The 6,341-nt window shown below is 69.3% G+C and carries 6 protein-coding genes; all 6 read right to left on the bottom strand.

The genetic code is table 11. From position 1 onward, the window contains the following. Positions 1-119 precede the first annotated feature (119 nt). Complete coding sequence (locus ACFE7U_RS17020) at positions 120-1,589, bottom strand: amino acid permease (RefSeq protein ID WP_375410899.1); 1,470 nt, start codon at positions 1,587-1,589, stop codon at positions 120-122. A gap of 128 nt (positions 1,590-1,717) precedes the next feature. Next, positions 1,718-2,491 (bottom strand): DJ-1/PfpI family protein, encoded by a 774-nt coding sequence (locus ACFE7U_RS17025; protein WP_375410900.1) that lies wholly within the window; start codon positions 2,489-2,491, stop codon positions 1,718-1,720. A 28-nt stretch (positions 2,492-2,519) separates the two neighbouring features. Then, entirely contained in the window at positions 2,520-3,185 is a 666-nt protein-coding gene (locus ACFE7U_RS17030) for a TenA family protein (protein WP_375410901.1), read from the bottom strand. After that, positions 3,182-4,069, bottom strand: coding sequence for an aldose 1-epimerase family protein (locus ACFE7U_RS17035; protein WP_375410902.1), 888 nt, complete (start codon positions 4,067-4,069; stop codon positions 3,182-3,184). The genes ACFE7U_RS17030 and ACFE7U_RS17035 overlap by 4 nt, the downstream gene beginning before the upstream one ends. Further along, positions 4,066-6,021 (bottom strand): asparagine synthase (glutamine-hydrolyzing), encoded by a 1,956-nt coding sequence (asnB, locus tag ACFE7U_RS17040; RefSeq protein ID WP_375410903.1) that lies wholly within the window; start codon positions 6,019-6,021, stop codon positions 4,066-4,068. The genes ACFE7U_RS17035 and asnB overlap by 4 nt, the downstream gene beginning before the upstream one ends. A 66-nt stretch (positions 6,022-6,087) precedes the next feature. Further along, positions 6,088-6,341: hypothetical protein (locus tag ACFE7U_RS17045; RefSeq protein WP_375410904.1), on the bottom strand; the 254-nt coding region annotated here is incomplete at its 5' end.

The following is a 6,341-nucleotide window of genomic DNA, read 5'->3' on the forward strand; positions in this document are numbered from 1 at the left end:
TGGCATCCGCGAGACGGATCGCCTGCATGTCACGCTCCTGACCATGTCGCTGGTCAGATAACGCGTCTGACCTCAGGGTCTTACCGAGTGGTCCGCTGTGCCACTCCGTCCATCCGTCCTCACGTCTCCTCCCGCCCGACCCGACTGTTCCGGCGGCTCCAGGCAAAATAGATGACGAGGCCGATGGCAAGCCAGACCATCAGGCGCAGCCACGTCTCCCCGTCGAGCGACACCATCATCGCAAAGCAGCTCACGATGCCGAGGATCGGCACCAGCGGCACCAGCGGCGTGCGGTAATCGCGCCGGGCTTGCGGCTGGGTCCGGCGCAGAATGATGACGCCGGCGCAGACCAAGATGAAGGCCAGCAGCGTGCCGATGCTCGTCATGTGGCCGAGTTGGCTGATCGGCAGGAAGCCGCCGAGCGCGCTCGTGAACACCATGAAGAACAGGTTCGAGCGGTAGGGCGTCTTCCAGGTCGGGTGGATCTTGGAGAAGAAGCCCGGCAGCAGCCGGTCCTTGCTCATGGAATAGAACACCCGGCTCTGGCCGAGCAGCAGGACCAGGATCACGGTCGAGAATCCGGCGATGACGCCCAGCGTCACGAGGCTCGTGAGCCAAGGGAAAGGCGTCATGCCGATGGCGGTGTTCACCGGGGCGGCGTCGCCCTTCATCGACGCGTAGGGCACGAGGCCGGTGAGGACGCCCGCGAAGGCGATGTAGATCACCGTGCAGATCGCCAATGAGCCGAGGATGCCGATCATCATGTTGCGCTGGGGGTTCTTGGCCTCCTGCGCGGCAGTGGAGACCGCGTCGAACCCGACATAGGCGAAGAACACCACGCCGGCCCCGCGCATGATCCCGCTCCAGCCGTACTCGCCGAAGGTGCCGGTGTTCTCGGGGATGAAGGGCACGTAGTTCTGCGCCTTGATGTAGAACAGGCCGACCCCGACCACGACCGCCACCACGGCGAGCTTGATCATGACCACCACCGCGTTGACCCGCGCCGATTCGCGGATGCCGATCATCAGCAGCGCCGAGGCCGCCACGATGATGAGGATCGCCGGCAGGTTGACGAGGCCGTGCGCCATCGTCCCGTCGGCGAGGGTGTAGATCTCGAACGGCGAGTGGATGAGGCTCGGGGGCAGGTTGATCCCGAGGCTGTCGCGCAGGAAGCGGGTGACGTAGCTCGACCAGCTCACCGAGACCGTGGCGGCCCCGACCGCGTATTCGAGCACGAGGTCCCAGCCGATGATCCAGGCCACGAACTCGCCCATCGTCGCGTAGGCGTAGGTATAGGCCGAGCCTGCAACCGGGATCATGCCGGCGAGTTCGCTGTAGCACATGCCCGCGAAGACGCAGGCGATGGAGGCGATGGCGAACGAGATCACCACCGCCGGGCCGGCATGCTCGGCCGCCGCGATGCCGGTGAGCGAGAACAGGCCGGCGCCGATGACCGCGCCGATGCCGAGCGCCACGAGGCTCCATGGGCCGAGCGTGCGTTCGAGCGTGTGCTCGCCAGCCTCCGCGTCCGAGTTCAAGCGCTCCAGGGACTTGATGCGCATGAGATCACCCGCGAGGCCTGCCGCCATACCCGTGTCCTTCGCATGTTTGCGGCACTAGGACCGCGTCGTCATACAACTGCCGCTACAGCCGCGCGTTGCAAGGTCACCCATCCTGCAAAAACATGGCTCAAGCAAAAACACGGCCGTCGGCCGGATCAGCGTCCCGCGATACCGGAGGCCGCGGCGCGCGATCCCGCGACGAGCCCCTTCAGGATCGCCTCGGCGCGTTCCGTGACGACCGGTCCCGCACCGATGGGCGTTCCGGCGGAGAAAGGCGGCTGGGGCGCGTATTCCGCCACGAGTTGGCTCGTCCTGGCATAATCGGCATCACGCAGGCGCGCGGCGAGCGCCAGAGCGAAGTCGAGCCCGGCCGAGACCCCGGCCGCCGTGATCCGGTCGCGGTCGAACACGACGCGCTCGTCCACCGGGATCGCGCCGAGCAGGGGCAGCACGGCATCGCGCACGCACCAATGCGAGGTGGCGCGGTATCCTGTGAGCAGCCCGGCCGCCCCGAGGATCAACGAACCCGTGCAGACGCTGGTCACCCAGGCGGCCCGGGATGCGCGGTCGCGCAGAAAGGCGAGGGTGGCCTCGTCGCGCATCTGATCGGGCGTCCCATCGCCGCCGGGCACGAACAGCACATCGAGATCGCGCGGGCAGGTGTCGAAGGTCGCCGTCGCGACGAGGCTCAGGCCGGTATCGCTCAGAACCGCGCCTGCCCCCTTCGCAACGAGGTGGAGGCTATCGCCTGCAAGGCCCGCAAGCAGCGCCTGCGGGCCGACGACGTCGAGGGCGGTCATGCCAGGATAGAGCAGCATCGCGATGCGGACGGGCTTGTCTCCGCCCGTGTCCGCGAGGGCTCGTGCCGGACCGGCACCCGCGAGGGCCATGAGGGCGGCAGCGGTGAAGTCGCGGCGCTTCACCGTCATGCCGTTCCTCTGCCGCGGGGCCTCCTCGTCACAACGGCCAAGCGGACTCGCGATAGGCCCCGTTCCAGAACATCCATTCGAGACGGGTCGCATGGGCGAAGGCCCGGTGCATCCGCTCGCGCGATACCGGCGACGCATCGCGCGCGGCCTCGTCGGTGGCGGCGATCATCTCGGCCACCGCAATGCCGAACTCCTCACCCGCATACGTATCGATCCAGTCCCGGAAGGGATTGCCGGGCGCCGCCCGCGAGAAAATGTCGGTGCCGACCTCGGCATAGATCCAGAAGCAGGGCAGCAATGCCGCGAGCACGACCTCGTAGGATTCGGCATAGGCGGTGGCGAGGAGCCACGAGACGTAGTGGTCGCAGGCCGGTGAGAGCGGCGTGGCCGCGAAGGTCTCGGGGTCGATGCCGTAATCGCGGAAGAAGCCGCCATGGAGCGAACGCTCGACCACGATGGCGGTCTCCGCGGCGCGGGCGAACTGCACGATCCGGTCTGGGTCCGGAGCTTTGGCGGCGGCCAGCGCCAGGGCGCGGCCGAAGCCGATGAGGTAATGCGCGTCCTGGACGATGTAGTGGCGGAACCGCGCCGGGCTCAGGGTCCCGGCGGCGAGCTCGGCGTTGAACGGCATGGAGCGGATGGCCTCGTAGGCCACCGCATTGCGGGTCCAGGCGTCCGTAGAAAAGGCGGTCACGGCTGCGGCTCCTCGACGGTCAGCGTCACCCCGTGATGCGCTTTGGCGCCGGGGGCCAGGAGGCGCTGCGAATCGCGCGTCGCAAGGTCGCCGGCGAAGTCGGCCCAGTCGGCATGGCCGGTCCAGCATTCGAGGGACAGGAAGGGGGCGGTCGGCTTCGTCCAGATCGCGAGATGCGGGAAGTCCATCGCATCGAGACGGATCGCGCTGCCGTCGGGACCGGCAAAGCGCATCCACCGGCTCCTGGCATTCAGGAAGACCAGGGCTTCGGTGAAAATCGACGGATCGAGAGGCAGGGTGGCGCCAGCGAGGGGCAGGGGCTGCTCGTCCCGCAGCAGCAGCCCGCCCTCGCCGACCTGCGGCGCGACGGGACGTTCCGCATGCTCGAAGGCGACCTCGTAGCCGCCGCCGGCTCTGCGCTCGCCTCCCGCGAAAGGCCATGGAAACGCCGGGTGGAAGCCGAGCGCGTAGGGCAGGGCGGTGTCGCCGCTGTTCTCCACCGCGATCGCGAAGGCGAGGCACCCCGGCGTGACCCGGGCGGTGACATCGAGGGTGAAGGCGAAGGGATAGCGCGCACGGGTCTCTGAATCGTCGGTCAGCCGCAGGGTGACGGCGTCGGGCGCCTGCGCCGTGACCCTGAACGGCAGGTCGCGGGCGAATCCGTGCTGGGCCATCGGATAGGTCTCGCCGGCGACCCGGACACGTCCGCCGGCGGACGCTCCGACGACCGGGAAGAGCCACGGCGCGTGGCGGTTCCAGTGAGCCGGATCGGCGCTCCAGAGGTATTCACGGCCGGAGACCGTCCAGGAGACCGGCTCGGCGCCGTGGAGAGCGAGGACCGCCGCAGTGCCGTCCGCGGTCGTGATTGTGGCGGTGTCGCTCAAGCGGATGCTCCCTGTCGCGCCTCGGCGGCACAGTGGCGCGGGCGGGCGGCTTGCGCCAGACGCCAGGCCTCGAAGGTGAGAAGCGGCCACAGCCCGACCGCGTGGTTGCGGCGCCCCGAGAGATGCTCGTCGAGCATGGTGCCGACCATCGTCCCGTCGATGAACCCGCCGCCGACGCCGGGCGCCCGCAACAGATCGACGGCATAGGCCCGCAAGGGACCACGCAACCATGCGGCCAGCGGCGGGGCGAAACCCTGCTTGCGCCGCTCGAACAGGGCGGGTGGTACGTGCCGGGCGAGGACCTGCCGCAGCAGCCACTTGCCCTGCCCGTCGCGCCTCAGGAGGTGCGGCGGCAGGGTCCAGGCGAAGGCGACCACGTCGCGGTCGAGGAGCGGCACGCGTGCCTCCAATCCCACCGCCATGCTGGCCCGGTCGACCTTGGCGAGCACGTCGTCGGGCAGGTAGCCCGACATGTCGAGGCGACGCATCCGGTCGAGGAGCGGTTCCTCGCTCGCATCGTCGAGGGGGCTCGGATAACCCGGCACGCCGCGAGCCAGCGCCTGCGCGGCGGGGTTGAGGGTGAGCAGGCGGCGATAGAGCGCGAATCCGTCCCCGGACAGTTGCGCCGCGGCCTTCCTCAGGCGGTCGGCGGCCTCCGGGCCGCCCCAGGGCTCCGGAATGACGCGCACGAGAAGCGCTGTGGGACCATCGGGAAGGCGCAGGATCGCTGCGGCGGCGAGACCGCGAAGGGCACGAGGGATCGGCTCGACCCGTTCGGCGAAGCGCAGGGCTAAGGCGTAGCGGTCATAGCCGCCGAACAGCTCGTCGCCGCCGTCCCCCGAGAGCGCGACCGTGATCCCCGCCCGCCGCGTCGCCGCACAGAGGAGATGGGTCGGCAGGCCGGAGGGGTCGGCAAGGGGCTCGTCGTAGATCTCCGGCAGGTGCGCCACCAGGGCGAGGGCGTCGGCCTCGCGAACCGGGATCGTGGTGTGGTCGGTGCCGAGATGCCGGGCGACCCGTTCGGCGGGGCCGCTCTCGTCGAAGCGGGGATCATCCGTGAATCCCGCCGTGAAGGTTCTGGTCGCCATTCCCCCGGCAGTCATCAGCGCCACGACGATCGACGAATCGATGCCGCCCGACAGGAAGGCGCCGAGCGGCACGTCGCTCATCATCTGGCGGCGGACGGAGGCGGCCAGCAGCGTTTCGAGCCGTTCGACCGCCTCGGCCTCCGAGCCGCGGAAGGGCTCGGTCCGGCCGGCGGCGGCGACATTGTCGAGGCACCAATAGGAAGAGAGGCGCGGCATTTCTCCAGGTCGCCACGACAGGAGCATGCCGGGTTCGAGCTTGCGGACACCACGCCAGATCGATGCCGGGGCCGGGACGTAGCCGTGGCGCAGCAGGCTCGACACGGCGGCCGGATCGATCTCCGGCGTGAACCCCGGACAGGCGGCGAGCGCGGACAGCGTCGAGCCGAACAGCAGGCGGCCCTCGTGGACGGAATAGAACAGCGGCTTCACGCCCATGCGGTCGCGGGCGAGCCACAGGCGGCGTTCGTGACGGTCATAGGCCGCGAACGCGAAGATTCCCTCGACCCGGCCCAGCGCCGCTTCGACACCGTCGCGGGTGATCAGTTCGACGAGGATCTCGGTATCGGACGTTCCCACGAAGATGTGGCCAGCGGCACGGAGACCCGAGCGCTGCTCGGCCGCATCGTAGAGTTCGCCGTTGTAGGTCAGCGCCCAGCGACCGTCTCGCGACAGCATCGGCTGGGCGCCGGCGGAGCTCAGATCGACGACGGCGAGGCGGCGATGGCCGAGCGCGACACCCTCCTCGCACCAGACCCCTCGCGCATCCGGCCCGCGATGGGCGAGGGCATCGGCCATGAGGCCGGCGAAGGACTTGAGCCGGTCCGGTGCCAGGCGGGAATCGACGAGGCCGGCGATGCCGCACATGGGCTGAGGAACTCGTCGGTCGAGGAGGAGCCCCTCCGCTCGCTGTCGGGGCCGGGTCGCGCCGCTTTAGTCGACCGTCTTCAACTGATCCAGGGCGACGTCGCCCTTCTGGCTCGTGAAGGTGGGCACGCCGTTGTTCGACTGGGAGACGCCGCTGATCTCGTGGTCGGCGCTGTCATAGGTCGTGCGCTTGCCGCCGTCCTCGATCACGAGGCGGTGTTTGTCCGGAAAGAAAGCGTAGCGCAGGTCGTTCTGGCCGCCGCTGGTGGAGGGCCGGCCGAGTTCCTGCGGCCACCAGGCCTCGCCGCCCTTCATGGGTT

Origin of the sequence: uncultured Methylobacterium sp. (assembly GCF_964251405.1) — a bacterium.
GTDB lineage: Bacteria > Pseudomonadota > Alphaproteobacteria > Rhizobiales > Beijerinckiaceae > Methylobacterium.

What these genes read in the sequence shown, in the direction of transcription:
- ACFE7U_RS17020 (WP_375410899.1), bottom strand. Translation starts at nt 1,589, where the DNA reads ATGGCGGCAGGCCTCGCGGGTGATCTCATGCGCATCAAGTCCCTGGAG.
- ACFE7U_RS17025 (WP_375410900.1), bottom strand. Translation starts at nt 2,491, where the DNA reads ATGACGGTGAAGCGCCGCGACTTCACCGCTGCCGCCCTCATGGCCCTC.
- asnB (WP_375410903.1), bottom strand. Translation starts at nt 6,021, where the DNA reads ATGTGCGGCATCGCCGGCCTCGTCGATTCCCGCCTGGCACCGGACCGG.